General features: G+C 68.8%; 16 protein-coding genes and 2 pseudogenes. 13 read left to right on the forward strand and 5 right to left on the reverse strand.

What is annotated here, in order from left to right:
• Positions 1–211: 211 nt before the first annotated feature.
• From J7E91_RS27655 to J7E91_RS36270, 4 genes and pseudogenes are all read left to right on the forward strand, one after another.
• Positions 212–652 carry a hypothetical protein gene (locus J7E91_RS27655; protein ID WP_214909287.1) on the forward strand — a complete coding sequence of 147 codons (441 nt, stop codon included), beginning with the start codon at positions 212–214 and terminating at the stop codon, positions 650–652.
• A gap of 504 nt (positions 653–1,156) precedes the next feature.
• Positions 1,157–1,612 carry a hypothetical protein gene (locus J7E91_RS27660; protein WP_308377322.1) on the forward strand — a complete coding sequence of 152 codons (456 nt, stop codon included), beginning with the start codon at positions 1,157–1,159 and terminating at the stop codon, positions 1,610–1,612.
• Positions 1,613–1,669: 57 nt separating this feature from the next.
• Positions 1,670–2,437 carry a transposase family protein gene (locus J7E91_RS27665; RefSeq protein ID WP_308377325.1) on the forward strand — a complete coding sequence of 256 codons (768 nt, stop codon included), beginning with the start codon at positions 1,670–1,672 and terminating at the stop codon, positions 2,435–2,437.
• Positions 2,370–2,510, forward strand: a pseudogene (locus tag J7E91_RS36270) (IS5/IS1182 family transposase); the annotation flags it as partial. The gene J7E91_RS27665 and the pseudogene J7E91_RS36270, both read left to right, overlap by 68 nt.
• Before the next feature lie 47 nt (positions 2,511–2,557).
• On the opposite strand, the gene J7E91_RS27670 reads toward J7E91_RS36270, so the two are convergent.
• Together J7E91_RS27670 and J7E91_RS27675 are read right to left on the reverse strand one after the other, a co-directional pair.
• Positions 2,558–2,926, reverse strand: a complete 369-nt coding sequence (locus J7E91_RS27670) for a VOC family protein (protein WP_214909289.1) — start codon at positions 2,924–2,926, stop codon at positions 2,558–2,560.
• Positions 2,927–3,143: 217 nt separating this feature from the next.
• Entirely contained in the window at positions 3,144–4,865 is a 1,722-nt protein-coding gene (locus J7E91_RS27675; RefSeq protein WP_251016373.1) for an albusnodin/ikarugamycin family macrolactam cyclase, read from the reverse strand.
• Between the two features lie 141 nt (positions 4,866–5,006).
• On the opposite strand from J7E91_RS27675, the gene J7E91_RS27680 reads away from it, so the two are divergent.
• Both J7E91_RS27680 and J7E91_RS27685 read left to right on the forward strand, forming a co-directional pair.
• Positions 5,007–6,173, forward strand: a complete 1,167-nt coding sequence (locus J7E91_RS27680) for a helix-turn-helix transcriptional regulator (RefSeq protein ID WP_214909291.1) — start codon at positions 5,007–5,009, stop codon at positions 6,171–6,173.
• A 23-nt stretch (positions 6,174–6,196) separates the two neighbouring features.
• Entirely contained in the window at positions 6,197–6,910 is a 714-nt protein-coding gene (locus J7E91_RS27685; RefSeq protein ID WP_308377329.1) for a 5-formyltetrahydrofolate cyclo-ligase, read from the forward strand.
• Between the two features lie 112 nt (positions 6,911–7,022).
• On the opposite strand, the gene J7E91_RS27690 is transcribed toward J7E91_RS27685, so the two are convergent.
• The gene (locus tag J7E91_RS27690; protein ID WP_214909292.1) at positions 7,023–8,465 is read right to left on the reverse strand and encodes a cytosine permease; all 1,443 of its coding nucleotides are present in this window, start codon (positions 8,463–8,465) and stop codon (positions 7,023–7,025) included.
• A gap of 140 nt (positions 8,466–8,605) precedes the next feature.
• Here J7E91_RS27690 and ureA point away from each other — a divergent pair, with 140 nt between their 5' ends.
• The 6 genes from ureA to J7E91_RS27720 all read left to right on the forward strand — a co-directional run bounded on the left by ureA (position 8,606) and on the right by J7E91_RS27720 (position 16,201).
• A complete protein-coding gene (gene ureA / locus J7E91_RS27695) occupies positions 8,606–9,310 on the forward strand; it encodes an urease subunit gamma (RefSeq protein ID WP_214909293.1) in 705 nt (234 codons plus the stop codon).
• Positions 9,307–10,995, forward strand: coding sequence for an urease subunit alpha (locus tag J7E91_RS27700; protein ID WP_214909294.1), 1,689 nt, complete (start codon positions 9,307–9,309; stop codon positions 10,993–10,995). Before ureA ends, J7E91_RS27700 begins: the two co-directional genes overlap by 4 nt.
• A gap of 18 nt (positions 10,996–11,013) precedes the next feature.
• Entirely contained in the window at positions 11,014–12,045 is a 1,032-nt protein-coding gene (locus J7E91_RS27705; RefSeq protein WP_251016356.1) for an agmatine/peptidylarginine deiminase, read from the forward strand.
• A 45-nt stretch (positions 12,046–12,090) separates the two neighbouring features.
• Positions 12,091–12,729, forward strand: a complete 639-nt coding sequence (locus J7E91_RS27710) for a TetR/AcrR family transcriptional regulator (RefSeq protein ID WP_214909295.1) — start codon at positions 12,091–12,093, stop codon at positions 12,727–12,729.
• Positions 12,730–13,151: 422 nt separating this feature from the next.
• Complete coding sequence (gene cimA, locus J7E91_RS27715; RefSeq protein ID WP_214909296.1) at positions 13,152–14,753, forward strand: citramalate synthase; 1,602 nt, start codon at positions 13,152–13,154, stop codon at positions 14,751–14,753.
• A 122-nt stretch (positions 14,754–14,875) separates the two neighbouring features.
• Entirely contained in the window at positions 14,876–16,201 is a 1,326-nt protein-coding gene (locus J7E91_RS27720; RefSeq protein ID WP_214909297.1) for a hypothetical protein, read from the forward strand.
• Between the two features lie 267 nt (positions 16,202–16,468).
• On the opposite strand, the gene J7E91_RS27725 is transcribed toward J7E91_RS27720, so the two are convergent.
• Positions 16,469–17,089 (reverse strand): YceI family protein, encoded by a 621-nt coding sequence (locus J7E91_RS27725; RefSeq protein WP_214909298.1) that lies wholly within the window; start codon positions 17,087–17,089, stop codon positions 16,469–16,471.
• 228 nt (positions 17,090–17,317) lie between these two features.
• Here J7E91_RS27725 and J7E91_RS27730 point away from each other — a divergent pair, with 228 nt between their 5' ends.
• Complete coding sequence (locus J7E91_RS27730; RefSeq protein ID WP_214909300.1) at positions 17,318–17,827, forward strand: hypothetical protein; 510 nt, start codon at positions 17,318–17,320, stop codon at positions 17,825–17,827.
• 103 nt (positions 17,828–17,930) lie between these two features.
• Here J7E91_RS27730 and J7E91_RS27735 read toward each other — a convergent pair.
• Positions 17,931–19,043: pseudogene (locus tag J7E91_RS27735) on the reverse strand (glycoside hydrolase family 64 protein); the annotation flags it as partial.
• Positions 19,044–19,165: the final 122 nt, after the last annotated feature.

Genomic DNA, 19,165 nt, shown 5'->3' on the forward strand with positions numbered 1-19,165 from the left:
GCGGTCATGTGCCGAGCAGTAGGCATGACCGCCCGCGCGGGACGGGTCTCACGCTTCGCAAATATTTCGCAAGGCAATGGAGGCGGCGTCATGCCGTGCATGGTTCAGCGGAGACTGTTGCGGAACAGATATGCGCGAGATTGCGGTGAAAAATACTCAATGATATAGTCATGAAGGTCATTAAAGGTCTTACTTTGCAAAATGGGGGGAATTGAAATTGAGACGCTCCTGTGGCGGTATTTTCCCATTGAGGGTTGCGGCGGTATCGCTGCTCGTTATTTCTCTGGGGGCCTGTGGTTTCCTAGAGGATTCCGGCTCGTACCTCCCGAAGAAGCGGGCGGCGGCCAGCGAAGTGCTTGCTCACGAGTGGGAATCAGGGCGGTCTGTGCTTAGTTTGAAAGGGGGCGGAAAATTCAAGGCAAAGAATCTCGCATCTGATTATTTTTCCTGCGCGGCTAGCGGTGAGAATGGTGGAAACTGGCAGGAACTGAATGGTGAGGGCACATGGTCTGCGTTGACGTACGACGGCGGGACGGATGTTGATCTCGAATTTGAATCGGGTTGCTCCGCTACTTTTTGGGTGGGCGAATTGGATGGAAAGACCGTGCTGTGGTCTGGTGATACAGATAAGCGCACTGTGTTGCGTTACTGAGGTTGAACTCGCGTGGACGGTTAGGCTGGCGTGATCGTCAGGCCGGTCTCGGCAAGACATCCATATATAAAAGTCAAGTCGCTGAATACTGGACGTGGTGTAAGCCTCGTCGGAAACGCAGGACGAGGTGTTCCGGGGAGAGGGCCCGCGCTACCGACGGACACCAGTGCCCGGCCTCCTCCGCCGCATGCGGCAGAAGAGGCTGCCGAGCGGTGAGCGCGGCGGGCCGATCGCGTCGGGCTGAGTTCGGCCGATCCGCCACGGTGGTGAACCTGCTGTCGGTCATCGACCAGCGCGCCACCTGCAAGGCGCCCTACTCTGCCACCGCGCAAGCTTCATCTGAAGCTGCGCCATCTTGAAGTAGCTGGTCAGGGTGCTGGTGTGACGCCGGTTCGGGGTGCTCGTGCTGGTCGTGGGCGGCAGTCTGGGGTGTAGATCGTTGGGCAGGGGTGGGTTTGCGGATTCCTGTCCGTCGTCGCGGGTGCCGCTCCTACGCTCCGGCGCATGATGGATCCTGAAGTGCTGGAGCGGATCGCCGCGCGGCGTGCGGAGCTGGACGGGCTCGAAGAACAGCTGGTCAAGCAGCTGTCGGAGGTACGGGCTGAGCGGGATGAGCTCGCCGTGGCCGAGCGGGTGTGGCAGCGGATGAGTGAGCAGCTCGCCGACGAGCGCACGGAGGCCGGGTCGCCGGTCGTCCAGGTGGCGGGTCGGGCGGTGCGGCTGGTTCCGGATCGTGCGCCGGGGTTGGCTGAGTCCGCGCTGCCGGCGGAGTACCAGCGCATCCTGACCGCCGTGCGGCAGGCCGGCGGCCCGGTCTCCACCCGGCAGATCGGCGAGGTACTGGGCTTGGACACCGGGGTGAGGGGCAAGCTGGAGCCGCTGCGCGGGAAGCTCACGAAGCTGGCTGACCGCGGCTGGCTGCACAAACGACCCGACGGGAAGTTCACCGCCCGCGCGTGACCAGGCCGCACAGCGGCGGGGCGTAACCGAGGTGCCCCCGGCGGCTGTTGGAATTGTGTGACGAATACCAAAGAGCACGCCGGGGACACCGTGTCCCTGGTCTACCAGTGCCGCCTGCCGCTGTCCACGCGCACCCTGACCTACCTCGCCGACCTGCTGCGACGCCATCTGAAGGCCATACGCTCCCGGTGGCGGGCGTTGCCGCCCGGGAGGATCGCGGTGATCGTCCTGGCCGTGCTCCGGCACGACCAGCGCCTGGCCGACATGGCCGGCGGCAACGACATCTCCGCCACCACAGTCCGCCGCTGGCGCGACGAGCTGATCGCCCTCCTCGCCGCGAAGGCCCCGCGTCTGGACCGCGCCCTGAAGAAGATCGCCAAGCGGGGCGGGGAGGTCGTCCTGATCGACGGCACCCTCATCCCCACCCAGCGCCGCACCGGCAAAGCGAACCGCCCGAACTACTCCGGCAAGCATCGCCGCCACGGACTGCACGTGCTTGCCCTGACCGACGAGCGGGGCCGTCTGGTGTGGATATCGGCCGCCCGGCCCGGCCGCACCCACGACATCACCGCCGCCCGCCGCGACCATATCCTGGCCCACCTGCGCGCTGCCGGTCTCGGCGCCCTGGCCGACCTGGGCTTCCTCGGCCTGGACGACGACGGGGACGACCCCGTGGTCGTCACCGGCTTCAAGGGCCACCCGTGCCCGCAAGCTCGCACCCGCCGAAAGGGAGGCCATCCGCATCCTGGCCGCCGGACGCGCTCCGGTCGAACGCGGCTTCGCCCATCTAAAGAACTGGCGGATCCTCACCAAGCTCCGCACTGACCCCGCTCGCGCCACCCACCTGCTTCGCGCGCTGCTCGTACTGACGAACATCGAGGCCACTACAGGCAATTGATCTCTACCGCAGGCAGCCCACGACCAGCACAAGCACCCGAAACAGCGTCACTGAGCCGGGATCGGCTGGGTGAGGTTCAACGGGTTGCCGTCGGGGTCCTGGATGTGGGCGACGCGCTGTCCCCACGGCATGTCGTTGGGGCCGTCGCGGACCGAACCGCCCAGCGCCGTCACCCGGCCGAGCATCTCGTCGACGTCGTCGACACCGATGCTGAGCAGGATCCGCGGTGCCGCCCCGGTCCCCGGGTTCGTCTTGGCCACCAGCCCGAGGTCGGTGTCGCCGATGCGCAAGCCGAGGTAGAAGGCCGGGCCTTCCGCCGGTACCCGGAAGATCTCCTCGGCGCCGAACAATTTCGTATAGAAGCCGAGCAGGACTTCCTGGTCGGCAGTGATGATCACTGGCTGGATGGTGGACATAGCACTCCTGTCGAGAACGGTCGTGTCGCTGGGTAGACCGTTCGAGGACGGTGAACTCATCGGCAAAACCGCCCTGCCAGACGATCTACACCCCAGACTGCCGCCCGCGACCAGCACGAGCAGCCCGAAACGGGGTCACACCACCCCTGCTGACCAGCGACTTCAAGATGGCGCAGCCTCGGTGATCGTGGCGCGCACAGTGGATGCCGGGCGGAGGTCAGGCATGGAACACCTCGGAGGCGGAGGCCGCCATGCTGCTGCGGTGCTGTTGCAGCCAGAGTTCGGCGGCGACGAGTGATTCGAGGGCGGCCAGCTTTCCGGGGACGCCGGCGGTGAGACGGTCCAGTTCGGCGCGGGCGGCGGTGGCGTCGATCCATCCTTCGGCGGCCAGTTCGCTGTGCGCCAGGAGGCCACGCAGAGCTGAGCTGTGGCGTCGGAGTCCGGCGTACGCGTTTCCGTCGTAGGCGCCTTTGGTCCGGCGCTGCAACAACCAGTCGGGTACGAGGTTTCGGAGGGCGGCGCCGAGCAGTGGTTTCTGGACGGTGACGGAAGCGCGAGCGGCCGCGGGTACGGCCATGGCCGCTCTGACCACGGCGTTGTCAAGGTAGGGCGCGTGATGCGGTAGCCCCAGTGCCTGAGCCTGGTTGCGCAGCTCTGCCTCGTAGGTGCCGAACTCCCGCAGTTCCGCCCAGGCACGGTGGCCGCTGATCTGGCTGGGGTCGACGGTGCAGTCCTCGGCTGCTGCGGCGGCGCGGAGCGACAAGTGGTGGCGGGCCTTGGGGGTGAGCCAGGCGCGGAGACCGGCGGCCATGACCCAGCGCAGCCTGGCCGGTGGTTCGGGGCGCGCGGTGGCCGGGTCGATGGCGAGGTCTTGGGCGAGCTGCCGTAAGGCGCTGGAATGGGTGGTGTGGGCCAGACGCACAGCCGCAGCGATGACCGCGTACATGGGCAGGTGGCGGAGCCTGGCGCGGGCCAGGGAGTGCTGGAGCAGAGTCGGCATGTCGTGGGACGCGGCCACGTCCGCGAGGTAGGTGGGGGAAGTGGCGAGCAGGGTGTCGGCTCCTGACCCAGTGAGATGTACGTCGCTTCCGCGCTCGACGCATGCGTCTTGGTAGGCGGCGCGCATGCGCCAGCGTGCCGCATCCGGGAACGGCTGGTCGGTAGCCGGGGCATCGAGCAGTTCGGCGAAGAACAGACCATCGGCGTCGGTGATCAGCTCGTGGTGGAGCCCCGGTCGGCCGTGGGCCGCTCGTTGGGCGTAAGAGACGTCCTCGTTGAGGCTGGTGGCATCCGCGTCGGTCACTGCGAACACTTCGGCGCCCACGGTGTCTGTGGCCAGTAGTACCAGCGAAGTGGAATCGAGGCCGCCGGAGAAATCCGCAGTCAGTCTTCCCGCCGATCGCGCTCGGTGTGAGACCGCCGAGACCAAACCCTGGCGCAGTTCGTCAACCGCTTCTGTGAAGCCGAGCGCTCGGGGCTGCTCGTATTCATGAATGGAGTGCCGGCCCTGGCGGTCGATGACAAGTGCATGGCCCCCCGGCATCCGCCGGACGCCCGCGAAGGCGGTCCCGTCACCTGTGACTTCGGGAACCGTGGGGCACACCAGGCGGGCGGTGATCGACGCATGGTCCACGTTCGCCCTGATGCGAAGCGCAAGGGAGCGAGCGGACGTTGACCAGTGAGTGCGTCCCTGCGCTTCGGCAATGTACACGGGACGTGTCCCTGCCACGTCCGTGATGACGACCGTCAGATAGCCGTCATCGGCCACGACCAGGTAACTGCCCGGCCAGTGAGTAAGGTCTGCCCACTGGCCTGCCCGAACTGCGCGGAGCCCGTCGCGGAGCTGTCGTTCATCGGTGTAGCAGTTTCCGACGACGGCCAACCGCACTGTTCTGTCTCCGACTGTCCGGTAGGCGCTGCCACGAAGCGAGCCGTGCATCGTCCGCGCCTGCTCGTCGGCCCAGAGCCGTGGTGAGCAGAATTGCGGCACGCGCTATGCATCCGTGAGGCACAGCAGGGCATGACCTGGTGTGTTCGGCTCCTGCGCGAACCACCTTTTCTACGAGGAGAGAATTGACCCATGGCGCTGAAACGGCACGGCTTCGTGCGCCGCCGTCGTGCGGTGGGTTTCACACAGGAGAGCCTCGCCGAGGCGATGAACGTGGAGCGGTCCACGGTCTCCCGGTGGGAGTCGGGCAAGGTGTCGCCGCAGCCGTACATCCGACCGCGGCTGGCGGCCGTCCTGTGCGTGAGCGTCGAGGAGTTGAGTGACCTCCTCGCTGTGAATACGGAGGCTGAAGTGCCTTCCACCGAGCGGACGCGGTACGCGATGCAGAACCCTTCGCGTGTCGATCTGGTCGTGGTCGCCGAGCTCCGAGACGGAATGCAGACGCTCGCGGATCGTTACGACCGGATGCCTTCCACTACCTTGCTGGCGCAGGCGGGACGGCACGCCGGCCACGTAGTCTTCCTCGCCGGGGAAGCACCGGCGGGCCGCGTGCAGCGTGAGATGCGCGTGCTTCAGGCGGACTCAGCGACCTTCATGGGCCAGCTCGTCTGGGATGCCTCTCAGCGGCACGACCACAGCACGGCGCGGTCGTACTACGCCCAGAGCCTGGAAGTGGGACGTTATCTCCGGGACCGCACCGCCGAGGGGCACGCGCTCCTGCGAACCTGCTACGTGGCGCTCTACGGCGCCAACGACTACCGCGAGGCGCTCGATCTTGCGCTGGAGACCGCCCGTACGACGCGATACACAAGCCATGTGATCACCGGTCTCGCCATACTGCACGCAGCCGAAGCCCACGCCTTCCTCGGGGAGGGCCGTGAATGCGAACGAGCCCTCGCTGGTGCCGAGCGGCACCTCGATCAAGCCAACAGTGCAGACGCTGCACACGAACTTCTGTCTCCCACGCACTTCGGCCGACTGGCGGGCTCCTGTTATCTGACGCTCGGCGATTACCGGAAGGCACAGCGCCTTCTGGAGGACACAGCGGTCGGTTTGCAGGATCGGCGCAAGTCCCGAGCGATCGTCCTTGGCAACCTGTCGCTCTCGTGGATCCGGGCGGGCGACCTGGATGCCGCGCTGGTGGCCTTCATGGACGCCGTGGACGAATTACAGGGCACGCGCGGAGGCGGTGGGATGAACATCATCTTCCGTGCCGCCCGCGAGCTGCGAACCTGGCGAAGTGAGCCAGCCGTGCAGGAGGCACAGGACCGGCTCATGGCACTGATGGAAGCGGCGTGAAGGGCGGCAGGGTGCACACACAGGTGGATCAGGAGAAGCAGCGAGTACGGGAGCAGGTCTGGGGCCTCCTCGACGCGGCGAACGCGGCCCACGACGCCTCTGTACGGGGACGCATCCCGAATTTCAAGGGCTCCGAGGTGGCTGCCGGGCGCCTCGCGAACCTGTCTCAGTGGGCAGATGTTCAAGTCATCAAGGCAGTGCCCGACAAGGCGCAGCTGCCGGTGCGTGCTCGGGCTCTCACCGAGGGCAAGACGGTGTTCATGGCCGTTCCGAGGCTCGCCGCCCAAAGACCCTTCTATCTGCTGGACCCGACAGCGCTGACCGTCTCGCCCGCCGAAGCGGCGTCGAGCAAGGTCGCCGCGACCATCGCACCCAAGGTCGATGTCGAGTCGATGCTGCCGGTCGACATGGTGGTGGTCGGGAGCGTCGCCGTGAACCGTTCGGGAGTCCGCATCGGCAAGGGAGCCGGCTACTCGGACCTGGAATTCGCCTTCCTGATGGAAGCCGGACTCATCAGCTCGAAGACGGTCGTGGTGACGACAGTCCATGGCCTGCAAGTGGTCGAAGGCGAACTGCCTTCAACCACACATGACTTCGGCGTCGATCTGATCGTGACGCCTGATGAAGTCATTGCCTGTCCCGGTGCCCATCGTCCTTCCGGGCTCGTCTGGGAGGACCTGGACGCCGATAAGATCGCCTCCATCCCGGCTTTGGCCGCTCGGGCTCCCGGCCGTTAGAGCGAGCGGGCCGTACGCGCTGTGCCGCCTCGGTCACCAGCGTGGAGCCGTACGTACGTGAGGCCGCTCCCGGCATCCCCACCGGGCGCGGCCTCGCGCGTACCTCCGGTGCCTACGCGGGGGTTGGCGTCTCGCTTTCGGCTTCCATCACGGGCTCGGCTTCGGTAACGGCGGTCGTCCGGCTCTTCGCCGTCAGCGTGGCGTACGCGATGCCGCCCACCAGGCCCGAGAGGATGAAGCTGCAGTCCACGCCGCCGGTGAGGGCCAGAAGTGGGCCTTCGTACACCGTTGTTGACACCGCCGCGAGGCCGACCGCCGCGCCCAGTGCCCAGGACACCGTGGCCTGGACGTTCCAGCCCGACCGGTACCAGTAGATGCCGCCCTTGGCGCGGCGGTTGAAGACCTGGAGGGCTTCCGCGTCGTACTGGCCGCCGCAGCGCACGTACCCGATGAGGGAGATGACCGCCCACGGGGTGCCGATGGCCGTCAGGAGCAGGACGAACGACGTCATCGCGGACTGGACGGACCAGGCGAACGAGCCCACGAACACGAACACCGTCGCGATGGCCGCCGCGATCACGGTCGCCCGCGTGCGGGTCGCCCTCGGCACGATCGCGTCCAGGTCGAGGCCCATCGAGTACAGCATCAGGCCGGCGTTGCCGACGGACCCGGCCGAGGCCGCCAGGAGCAGCGGCACCAGGTACCAGACGGGTGCGGCCTCGACGAGCGGTCCGGCGTAGTCGAGGCCGGCGCGGGCGGCCAGTGCGGTGTACGTACCGAAGAGCTGCGGGACCAGCAGGCCGAGGAGCAGGCCGAGACAGGTTGCCCAGAAGACCTTGCGCGAGGTGTGGCGGCGCGGCGAGACGTAGCGCGTGTAGTCACCGAGCAGGGTGATGAAGGCGACCGGGCCGCTCAGGCCGGCGGCGACGGCCGCGAGCAGCCAGGTGGGCCAGAACGAGCCGAGGAGGGACGGGGTGTCCGGGGGCGCGGCCGTGGTGAAGTCGCCCGCGTAGGCGTAGACGCCGGCAAGCAGCAGGACGATCATGCCGATCGACAGCACCTTGCTGAGGCTCAGCAGGAGCTTGTAGCCGTACACCGCCGCGACGACCGTGGCGGCCGCCAGCACGGTGTACATCAGGGCGCGGGAGGCCCCGCCGTCCGGCAGCCCGGTCAGCCGGGAGAGCGTCCCGACCATCACGTCGCCGCCGATCCACAGCGTGAGCGCCGTATAACCGAGGGACAGGAGCAGGCCGACGACCGAGCCGACGAGCCTGCCGCGTACGCCGAACTGGGCGCCGCTGGAGGTGGAGAGGTTGGTGGCCGTGCGCAGTGAGATGAGCGCCAGCGGGGCCGTCACCGCTATGCCGGCCAGGGTGCCGACGATGATCGACGTCAGCGACGGCCACAGGCCGAGGCCGAAGGACGGCGGCAGCCAGCCGAAGACGATGACGCCAAGGCAGAGGTTGGAACCGAGCAGGATGGAGACGAGGTCGCGCGGCCCGCTGGTGCGCTCCTCGTCGGGGATGGTGTCGACTCCGCGCTGTTCTATCGGCATGGCTGGGTCCTCCCGGTCCGCCGGACAACAAAGTTTTGAGTGCTGTTCAATGTGACTTGGCTCAAGGTGGCGCGTCAATGTTTCCAGCGCACGAATCTCGTGGTTAGAGTAAAGCTCTAAACTTTTGGAGGTGTGGCGGCGTGCGACTGACCCCGACGGAACGCGACCGGCTGCTGCTGTTCGGAGCCGCCGAGCTGGCGCGTGCGCGCCGCGCCCGCGGGCTGCGGCTCAATGTGCCGGAGGCGACCGCGCTCATCGCGGACACGGTCTGCGAGGCGGCCCGCGACGGGCGGCGGCTCGCGGAGGCGATCGAGGCGGCACGCTCCGTGCTCGGCCCCGACGACGTGCTGCCGGGTGTGGCCGATGTGGTGACCGAGGTGCATGTGGAGGCCGTGTTCGACGACGGCTCGCGGCTCGCGGTCGTGTCGTCCCCGATCGGCGGCGGCGCGACGCTGGGTGACGAAGCCCCGGGCGCGGTCCTGCCCGGCCCCGCCGACGCGGAGCCGGAGCCGGACGTGCGGCTGACCGTACGCAACACCGCGACCGTCCCCGTCAGCGTCACCTCCCACTTCCACTTCTTCGAGGCGAACCCGCGCCTCGACTTCGACCGCTCGGCGGCGTACGGCATGCGGCTGTGCGTACCGGCGGGTTCTTCGGTCCGCTTCGACGCGGGCGGTGCGGCCGAGGTCGGGCTCGTACCCATCGGCGGCGAGCGGATCGCTATCGGCTTCGCGGGGCTCGTCGACGGTCCGCTGGACGCGCCGGGAGCGAAGGAAGAGGCCCTCCGCAGGGCCGTGGCCTGCGGCTATCTGGGAGCACAGCCCGAAGGAGGAGCTGAGGCATGAGCATCGATCCGCACGAGTACGCCGCCGTGCACGGCCCCCGCGCCGGGGACCGGGTCAGGCTCGGCGACTCCGGGCTGACCGTGCGCGTCGAGTCCGACGCCCAGAAGCCGGGCGAGGAGTTCCTCGCGGGCTTCGGCAAGACCGCCCGCGACGGACTGCACCTCAAGGCCGCCGCAGTTCGCGAGACCTGCGACGTCGTCATCAGCAATGTGCTGGTCATCGACGTGGCGCAGGGCATCCGCAAGGTGTCGATCGGTATCAGGGAAGGCCGGATCCACGCCATCGGGCGGGCCGGCAACCCGGACACTCTCGACGGCGTGGACGTCGTCGTCGGCACCGGTACGTCCATCGTGTCCGGCGAGGGCCTGATCGCGACGGCGGGCTCCGTCGACACGCACGTCCACCTGCTCTCGCCGCGCATCATGGAGGCCTCGCTCGCCTCCGGCGTGACGACGATCATCGGCCAGGAGTTCGGCCCGGTCTGGGGCGTCGGCGTCAACTCGCCGTGGGCCCTGCGCCACGCCTTCAGCGCCTTCGACGCCTGGCCCGTCAACATCGGCTTCCTCGGCCGCGGCTCGTCGTCCGACGCCGCACCGCTCGTCGAGGCCCTCGCCGAGGGCGGCGCGTCCGGCTTCAAGGTGCACGAGGACATGGGCGCGCACACCCGCGCCCTGGACACCGCGCTGCGGGTCGCCGAGGAGCACGACGTACAGGTCGCCCTGCACAGCGACGGCCTCAACGAGTGCCTGTCGGTCGAGGACACCCTGTCCGTCCTCGAAGGCCGTACGATCCACGCCTTCCACATCGAGGGCTGCGGCGGCGGGCACGTCCCGAACGTGCTGAAGATGGCGGGCGTACGGAACGTCATCGGCTCCTCCACCAACCCCACCCTCCCCTTCGGGCGGGACGCGGTCGCCGAGCACTACGGGATGATCGTCTCCGTACACGACCTGAAGACCGACCTGCCCGGCGACGCCGCCATGGCGCGCGACCGGATCCGCGCCGGGACGATGGGCGCCGAGGATGTGCTGCACGACCTGGGCGCGATCGGCATCACCTCGTCCGACGCGCAGGGGATGGGGCGCGCGGGCGAGACCGTGCGCCGTACGTTCCAGATGGCCGGGAAGATGAAGGCCGAGCTGGGCCCGATGGAGGGCGACGGCCCGGCCGACGACAACGCCCGCGTTCTGCGCTACATGGCCAAGCTCACCATCAACCCCGCCATCGCCCACGGCCTCGCCCACGAGATCGGCTCGATCGAGGTCGGCAAGATGGCCGACATCGTGCTGTGGCGGCCCCAGTACTTCGGCGCGAAGCCGCAGATGGTCCTGAAGTCCGGCTTCCCGGCGTACGGCGTCACGGGCGACCCGAACGCCGCGACCGACACCTGCGAGCCGCTCGTCCTCGGACCGCTGTTCGGTGCGCACGGCGCGACGCCCGCCGACATTTCGGTGGCCTTCGTCGCCCAGGCCGCCCTCGACCAGGGCAACGACCTGATGCCCACGCGCCGGCGCCGCGTCGCCGTGCGCGGCACGCGCGGTATCGGTCCCGCCGACCTGCGCCTGAACTCCCGTATCGGGCAGGTGGGGGTGGACGGACACAGCGGACTCGTCACTCTCGACGGCGACCCGCTCCGCTCGGAACCCGCCGACTCCGTCTCCCTCAACCGTCTCTACTTCCTCTGATCCCAGTAAGGACCCCCCATGGCTTTCCGTATGCCCGCCGAGTGGGCCCCGCACGAGCGCACCTGGATGGCGTGGCCCGGCCCCAACGTCACCTTCTCCGACGCCGAGGAGCTCGCCGCCGCCCGTGAGGCGTGGGCGGGCGTCGCCCGCGCCGTACGCGCCTACGAGCCGGTCACCGTGGTCTGCGGCCCCGGCCAGTCGGACGGCGCCCGCGAGCTGCTCGGCCCGGACATCGAGCTCGTCGAGCGCGAGCTGGACGACGCGTGGATGCGCGACATCGGCCCGACCTTCGTCAAGGACGACGAGACCGGCGAACTGGCCGCCGTGGACTGGGTGTTCAACGGCTGGGGCGCCCAGGACTGGGCGACCTGGGAGCACGACTCGAAGATCGCCGGCATGGTCGCCGATCTCGTCGGCGTGCCCACGCTCAGCTCCCCGCTCGTGAACGAGGGCGGCGGCATCCACGTCGACGGTGAGGGTACGGTCCTGCTCACCGAGACCGTCCAGCTCGGCCCCGAGCGCAACCCCCAGTGGACGCGCGAGCAGGTCGAGGCGGAGATCCACGCCAAGCTCGGCACCACCAAGGCGATCTGGCTGCCGCGCGGCCTGACCACCGACTACCCGCCGCACGGCTTCGGCACCCTCGGCCACGTCGACATCGTCGCCGCGTTCGCCGCCCCCGGTGTCGTCCTCGCGCACACCCAGCCCGCCCCGTCGCACCCCGACCACGAGCCGTGCAAGGCCAACGTCGAGCTGCTGCGCTCCCAGACGGACGCCAAGGGCCGCCCGTTGAAGGTCATCGAGGTGCCGGCCCCGACCAAGGTCAAGGTCGACGGCGACTGGGTCGACTACTCGTACATCAACCACTACCTCTGCAACGGCGGAGTGGTCCTGTGCGCCTTCGACGACCCCCGCGACGAGGAGGCGGCCGAGATCTTCCGTGGCCTCTTCCCCGACCGTACGGTCACCCTCGTCGACGCCCGCGAGATCTTCGCGGGCGGGGGCGGCATCCACTGCATCACCCAGCAGCAGCCCGCGAGGCACAGCTGATCGGTAAAACATCGGGTAAAACATACGAGTGAACGAGAACGCCTCATGACCGGGTCCGCGTCCGGCTCCGGCTCCGGCTCTGCCAAGCCGCCGTCCCGCCGCCGCAACTCCGCCCCGCCGCGCGAGACGGTGCTCGCCGCCGCCATGGCGAGCATCGCCGAGCACGGGCTGGAGCGGCTGACCATGGCCGGGCTCGGTCGTGAGGTCGGAATGAGCAGTGGGCACCTGCTCTACTACTTCCGCAGCAAGGACGAGCTGCTCCTCCAGACACTCGAATGGAGCGAGGAGCAGCTCGGCATGGACCGCAGGGCCGCGCTCGCCCGCCAGGTCCCGGTCCGCGAGCGCCTCGACGCGTACGTCGACCTGTACGTGCCGTCGGGGCCCCGCGATCCGCACTGGGCGCTGTGGCTCGAACTCTGGAACCGTTCGCACGCCGTCGACGAGGAGGCCAGGGCCCGGCTCCTCGACATCGAGCTGTCCTGGCACCGCGACCTGGTGGCCCTGCTCGTCGAGGGCGCCTCGCGCGCCGAACTGCGCACGGTGGTCGACGCGGACCGCTTCGCGACGCGGATACGGGCGCTGCTCGACGGCTTCAGTACGCATGTCGCGATGGGCCTGCCGGGCTCGGAGCGGTCGCAGGTCCTCGCCCAGATCGGCGAGTTCCTCGACGAGACGCTCCATTGATTCCGGGCCTGGACGCTCACGTTCGTGCCGGGTGACACCAGCGGCGAGTCCGACATCTTCGTACGCCGCTTGCGCTGATCCGCGGCAGGTGTCGCGTGCCGTGACACGGTGCGGGCGGGTGATTGATCCGTGATCACGCCCGCCCACATCGTGAGACGGGGATACCACGCCACGCGAGACGTGCCAGACTGCCCTTGTGTTCTCGTTCGCCATGATTATGGGCAGCAGGCGCGCCGGTCCCCAGTGACCGCTTCCGTATCACCATGTACGGCGCGGCCACCGTGCCCCAGACCCGCGCGCAGACCTCTCGCACCCGCGAGAGGTTTTTTCGTTTCCCGGCCCCATCACGGCCGGGGCGAGGTGCGCGCGATGATGGGGGCAAGTGGAGCCAGTCCTTCCACTCGACAGGAGTCCAGAAAGCCATGACCACTTCAGGCCCCGACGACAGTTTTCACGTCTTCGACACCACGCTGCGCGACGGCGCCCAGCGCGAAGGCATCAATCTGACGGTCGCCGACAAGCTGACCATCGCCCGGCACCTGGACGACTTCGGCGTGGGCTTCATCGAGGGCGGCTGGCCCGGCGCCAACCCGCGCGACACCGAGTTCTTCGCCCGCGCGAAGAACGAGATCAACTTCAAGAACGCGCAGCTCGTGGCCTTCGGCGCCACCCGCCGCCCCGGCGCCAAGGCGGAGGACGACCCGCAGGTCGCGGCCCTCCTGGACTCCGGCGCCCCCGTCGTCACCCTGGTCGCCAAGTCCCACGACCGCCACGTCGAACTCGCCCTGCGCACGACGCTCGACGAGAACATCGCGATGGTCCGCGACACGGTCTCCTACCTCCGCGCCCAGGGCCGCCGCGTCTTCGTCGACTGCGAGCACTTCTTCGACGGCTACCGCGCCAACCCCGAGTACGCCAAGTCGGTCGTACGCGCGGCCTCGGAGGCCGGCGCCGACGTCGTCATCCTCTGCGACACCAACGGCGGCATGCTCCCCGCGCAGATCCAGGCCGTCGTCGCCACCGTCCTCGCCGACACCGGCGCGCGCCTGGGCATCCACGCCCAGGACGACACGGGCTGCGCGGTCGCCAACACCCTCGCCGCCGTCGACGCGGGCGCCACCCACGTCCAGTGCACCGCCAACGGCTACGGCGAGCGCGTCGGCAACGCCAACCTCTTCCCCGTCGTCGCGGCCCTGGAACTGAAGTACGGCAAGCAGGTCCTCCCGCCCGGCGCGCTCGCCGAGATGACCCGCATCTCGCACGCCATCGCCGAGGTCGTCAACCTCACGCCCTCCACCCACCAGCCGTACGTCGGCGTCTCCGCCTTCGCGCACAAGGCCGGCCTGCACGCCTCCGCGATCAAGGTCGACCCCGACCTGTACCAGCACATCGACCCGGGCCAGGTCGGCAACCACATCCGGATGCTCGTCTCCGACATGGCGGGCCGCGCCTCCATCGAGCTCAAGGGCAAGGAGCTCGGCGTCGACCTGGGCAACGACCGCGAGCTGGTCGGCCGCGTCGTCGCCCGCGTCAAGGAGCGCGAGCTCAAGGGCTACACGTACGAAGCGGCCGACGCCTCCTTCGAGCTGCTCCTGCGCGAGGAGGCCGAGGGCCGCGCGCTCAGCTACTTCCGTACGGAGTCCTGGCGGGCCATCGTCGAGGACCGCCCCGACGGCACCCACGCCAACGAGGCCACGGTGAAGCTGTGGGCCAAGGGCGAGCGCATCGTCGCCACGGCGGAGGGCAACGGCCCGGTCAACGCCCTCGACCGCGCCCTGCGCGTCGGCCTGGAGCGGATCTACCCGCAGCTCGCCAAGCTGGAACTGGTCGACTACAAGGTCCGCATCCTGGAGGGCAAGCACGGTACGGAGTCCACGACCCGCGTGCTGATCACCACGGGAGACGGCGAGGGCGACTGGTCCACGGTCGGTGTCGGCGAGAACGTGATCGCGGCGTCCTGGCAGGCCCTGGAGGACGCGTACACGTACGGCCTGCTGAAGGCAGGCGTCGAGCCCGCGGAGTAGACCTGGCGCGCCGAGGTCAGCGTTGAGGTCGGTCCTGTGTGCGGGCGGACCACCGTCCGTACGCAGGACTGAAGCTCAAACGCATATGTCTTAAAATGCACCCATTCGGGTAGCTTTTAAGTATGAGGGCACGACTGTTCTCCACCCTGTCAGGGCTGCTGCTCTCGCTGGCGGCCACCGCACTCGCCGTGGCGCCGGGCGCGCAGGCAGCCACGGGGCTCGATGCCGCGGCCCAGTCGCTGCGCCAGGGGCCTGTGTACGTCGATCAGCGCGCCAGTGACCAGCTGCCACCCCGCGCGGCGGACGCGCTGGAGGAGAAGATCCTCGACGCCGGGAAGCCGGTTTTCGTCGCCGTACTCCCGCAGAACGCGGAGTTCCCCGAAGACGGACTGCTCGCCGACCTGCGGACCAAGACCGGGATCACCGGTGTGTACGCCGTCAGGCTCGGCGACGCGTTCGACGCGGGCGCCGACTCCACCGTGATGTCGCGGCAGGCGGTCGCCAACCTCACCGCCTCCGTCGAGCCGGCGGGCGGCATCGACGCCGTCAGCCAGCTGAACACCTTCGTCGACGACGCGCTTGAGCAGGCGCGGGGAAGCGCCCCCAGCAGCTGGGAAGGCGCCCAGAGCGGGCCGTCGTCCGTCGTCGGCCTCGTCACGTTCGCACTGGTGCTCGTCGCCGGTTGCGCCGGTGTCTTCCTGGTGGCGAAGCGCAGCCGCACGCGGCGGGCCGAGCAGGAACGGGCCGCGCTGGAGAAGGTGCGGGTGGTGGTCGACGAGGACATCACCGCGTTCGGGGAGACCCTGGACCGCCTCGACTTCCATCCCGCCGAGCCCGGCGCCGACGACGCGATGCGCGCCGACTACGAGCGCGCCCTGGACGCGTACGAGAAGGCCAAGTCGGCCATGGCCAGGGCGAAGAGGGCAGAGGATGTCCGGGAGGTCACCGAGGCGCTGGAGGACGGCCGCTTCTCGCTCGCCGTGCTCGCCGCGCGCCGCGAGGGCGCTCCGTTGCCCGAGCGGTGTCCGCCCTGCTTCTTCGATCCGCGCCACGGACCCTCCACGGCGGACGTCGACTGGGCCCCGGCCGGCGGTTACACGCGCCGGGTGCCGGTCTGCGCGGCGGACGCCACCCGGCTGGCCGACGGCCAGGACCCGATGTCCCGGACGGTCGAGACGGCGGACGGCCGCCGCCCGTACTGGGAGGCGGGTCCGGCGTACGCCCCATGGATCGGCGGCTACTACGGCGGCGGCCTGCTGCCGGGCCTGCTGGTGGGGACGATGCTCGGCTCGATGCTCTCCACGCCTGCTTACGCCGACCCGGGCGCCGGCGGCTACGAGGGAGGCGACCTCTCGGGCAGCGACTTCAACGCCGGGGACTTCGGCGGCGGGGGCGACTTCGGCGGTGGTGGACTCGGTGGCGGCGACTTCGGCGGTGGCGGCTTCTAGCGGTCCGCTTCCTGGCAGTCCGCTGAAAGGGCCTGAACACATGCAGTCCCCGGTAGTCCGTCCCGGTCTCATGAGTTCCAGCCGTCGCTGAAAGCTCTGAGGCCGAGGGGATCTGCCGGGGGCCTGGCCAGAGCCTGCGAGTGGGTCGTCACGCTGGTCGACGAACGTCTTCGTCGACTGTGCGGCTCGCTCCGGTTTTCTGGTGTATTTAGGATTTTCCTCCCGATTTGACGCGAGTCAAGAGATTGCCGGAATTTTCTTGATGCGTCAGGCCTGCGCGGCGGCGTTCTTGATCGCGGAGATGTCGAAGGTCAGCTTGACCTTGTCGCTCACCATCACGCCGCCGGTCTCCAGCGCGGCGTTCCAGGTCAGGCCCCAGTCGGAGCGCAGGATCTCCGCGCTGCCCTCGAACCCGACGCGCTCGTTGCCGTACACGTCCGTCGCGGAGCCGTGGAACTCCAGGTCGATGGCGAGGGGCCTGGTGACACCCTTGATGGTCAGGTCGCCCACGATCCGGTAGTCGTCGCCGCCGAGCTGCTCCGCCGACGTGGAGCGGAAGGTCATGAGGGGGAACTGCTCCGCGTCGAAGAAGTCGGCGCTGCGCAGGTGGCCGTCGCGGTCGCCGATGCCGGTGTCGATGCTGGCGATCCTGACGTCGATCGCGGCGGCGGAGCCGGCCGGGTCCGAGCCGTTCAGCGTCAGCGTGCCGTCGTAGTCGGCGAAGCTGCCCCGGACGTTGGTGACCATGGCGTGGCGGACGGTGAAGCCGATGCTGCTGTGCGCCGGGTCGATGGTGTAGTCGCCGGTCAGGGCGGCCAGGGCCGGGTCCACCGCGAGGGTGGCGGTTGCGGCCGGGGCGGTGTTGTTCTTGCGGGTGAACAGAGCCATGGCTCCTCCTCGGGTGATGTGTGATCCGGTTGTTTAACCTTCAACGAGATTCACTGTAGACCCGTGTCCTTCAAATTTCAACAACTTGGATCGCGGTCGTGCCGGGGTCCGCCGCGACACCCTCTGGCGAACGCGCGTAGAACTCGGGCACCATCTCCTTGCTCCACCTGCACAGCTGTCCCGTACGGCCCCAAGGTCCAGCTCGGTCACCAGCAGGAGGAAAACCTCGTGAGAATCCGCTCCGTCCTCACCGCACTCGCCCTCGTGCTCGGCGCGCTCTTCGCGCCCGGCTTCGGCGTCGTCAGCGGTGCGACCGACGCGCACGCCGTCACCAAGATCAGCCATGCCACCGCGACCTCGATGTTCCGCTCGTCCGGGATCACCTGGTCGTCGTCGGGCGGCTGCTCGGACCGCAACAACCCCACCTGTACGTCGTTCGAGCAGCTCAACCTCGCCACCGCGGAGGGCGCGCAGACCCTCAAGAGCGCCAGTGGCTGCGCGCTCAACATCACCGGCGGCACCGAGACCGGGCACGCCGGCGGCACGTACTCCCACTGGAACGGCTACAAGCTCGACTACGCCAAATACACCTGCGTCGGGAACTACATCAAGAACACGTTCACCTACATCGGTGTGCGCGCCGACGGGGCGCCGCAGTGGAAGTCCGGGTCCGGGAACATCTACGCGGACGAGGGCAACCACTGGGACGTGACGTACTACAACTGCGGCGGCTGCTGAACCGGGACGACCGGGCGAGACAACCTGATCGCGCTTCGGCTCTTATCTCCTCACAAGCCCGCATCGCCCCGATGCGGGCTTGTGTACGCGCAGCGGCAGCCCGTCAGGAACCGACCGTCAGGGTGAAGCGCCGGGGGTTGCCGTCGTGCGCCGCTCCCGAGACGTCCGGCTGCCCGTCCGGGCGTACGTCGTCGTACGGGAAGGCGTACCCGATGGGGGTGTTGGCGTGCAGCACGCGCCCGTAGTGGTTGGTGGCCGGGTCGCGGTAGTAGTCGGCTGCCGCCGTGCCGTTCGGCTGGTCGGGGTGGGTGAGGAGGGTCGTGCGGTTTAAGGCGGCGGAGAGCCTGGCCAGCAGGGCCTTCTTGTCGTCGGGGTCGCCCGGGTTGTTGGCGAAGGGGCCGTGGTTGCAGGTGAAGACGCCCCGCGACGACGGCTTGGTGAAGGTGTGCCCGCCGGTGAAGGTCATGACGTCACCGCTGACGCGGCCGGTCCGTACGCCGCGCCCGCCCTGGAGGTCGATCCGCAGGCCGGTGGAGCGGTACTTGTCCCAGACCCGGTTGATGTAGCCGTCGAAGACGTTACGGAAGGGCATCTCGGCGGGGCGGTCGAAGAAGGGCGCCATCAGGTTCTGCGGTGAGATCACCCGCAGCACCTGGCCGCCCGGACCGCGGATGACGAGCCTGTCCCAGGGCTGGCCGTCACGCCCCTTCTGCGCCACGAGGGCGTCGGCGATCCGCTGGAGCGCGCCGGCCGGCAGCGGGGCGACGGTGTGAGTGGTGTCGCCGGTGAGGGTGAGACCGATGGGGAGGGCGGTCACCAGGTCGACGTAACTGATGTTGGCGTACAGCTGCTGCGGGTTGAAGGTGAACTCGGCGAACGACCAGGTGCGGCCGTAATTGGCGTCGGTGGAGGTCGTGAAAGCCGGCTCGACCAGGGCGGGGCCCGGGTTCACGAAGAAGTCCAGCTTGCTGTCGCGTACGAAGTAGACGCGCGCGCCGAACATCTGCGGCAGGGTCAGCACGACCGACCCCGAGCCCGCCGGGCGCAGCGGGATGGCGCAGTCGACGGGGAGCGGGCTCTGGGGCGCGGCGGGGGACTGGGGGTAGTAGACGCCGCCGGGGCGCAGCAGGACCCAGCGGCCGGTGCCCTGCTCGTGGCCGGTGACGTAGGCGTTGACCGAGCCGGGCAACGACTTGTTCACCAGCGCCAGTTCGCAGTTCCACTGTTGCTACGGCTGGGGCGGGCGTCAAGGCTTGCGCCTGAGAGCGCTCTCAGATTCTTCGCGCGGTGGGACTTGGACTAACGCACGAGGGTTGTTGGACTACTGGCCGCCTCGGC

Origin of the sequence: Streptomyces sp. ISL-99, assembly GCF_018614005.1 — a bacterium.
Taxonomy (GTDB): domain Bacteria; phylum Actinomycetota; class Actinomycetes; order Streptomycetales; family Streptomycetaceae; genus Streptomyces; species Streptomyces flavidovirens.